We start from the raw sequence: 976 nt of genomic DNA on the forward strand, positions 1-976 counted from the left end.
TCTCAGGGGCCTGCTTGGAGTGGGCTCCAAAGACTTGTCGGCTAACACTAGACTTGCCAACCCTGGGCGGTCCGACAAGAATCACTACCTCCTCGGTCAACACTGCGGTCCGAGCTGCTTCCAGATAGCGTCGTGTCTCATCGTAGATTCTGTGTCCAAGACGCTTGGCGACGACGAGGTCAATCTGCTCGGCCAGAGATTTCTCTTGCTCAGCCACTACCAATCCTCGACGGACATTGGCTCAGTGCTAATCGCCTTGAAGCTTCCAAGGGACGGGGGACAGCTAGTCGGACGATCTGTCGCCAGTTGAGCTTCGTTGGGCTCTCTCGCAGGGGGTGCTTTACGAGACATCTCGCGTCTTTCAATCTCGGCAATGAGCTGCCTATCGGAGTCAGCCTTCATCAACTTTCTCAGTGATGAACCATCTCTCGCCCACACCGCATACGCCATCGCTTCGCCATGTGATTGCTGCCCTGCTTGGAGCGCAGCATATGCTTTGCAAACAACCCACTGATCATCGAGCAGTGCATAGAGGATTCGCGGATCCTGGCCGTCGATCCGCGTCGGGACGCGTCTCCCAGCGAAAGCTGCGAGGGCGTCGTGCCACATGTGAAAGTCGCCAGCATGGATTCCCGTGTTCCCCGAGACCTTCAAGGGCTTCTGATTCATTGCAGTTGTGACGAGGAAGCTGAGATCGGCCTGAGCTCGTATCCCGCTAAACGGAAACTGTCGTAGCCCGCTTAGCATCTTTGCATCAGGGCATTCGCTGCTGCCGCCTGATGGACGCCTCCCGATCCACTCACTGAATGCTTCCATCTCGTACCAAAGGTCTACCAAACTAAGCTCTGCCCTTGCCGATGGTTGTCGGTCTGAGGATATGGAGCGAGAGAAGCGAATCGTCTTGATGCTTCCTGGAAGGCAGTCGAGCCAGAACGTTTTTGCTTTACCGAACAGCCGCTCAACCTCACACCCGAAC

At 56.0% G+C, this 976-nt stretch carries 2 protein-coding genes; both read right to left on the reverse strand.

The window, feature by feature from the left end:
* The coding region (locus ACXJKH_RS21255; protein ID WP_457322348.1) for a hypothetical protein at positions 1-217 on the reverse strand (217 nt) is incomplete at its 3' end.
* On the reverse strand, positions 217-976 hold a 760-nt coding region (locus ACXJKH_RS21260), incomplete at its 5' end, for a hypothetical protein (RefSeq protein ID WP_457322350.1). The genes ACXJKH_RS21260 and ACXJKH_RS21255, both read right to left, overlap by 1 nt.

Source organism: Stenotrophomonas sp. P5_B8, assembly GCF_054049855.1.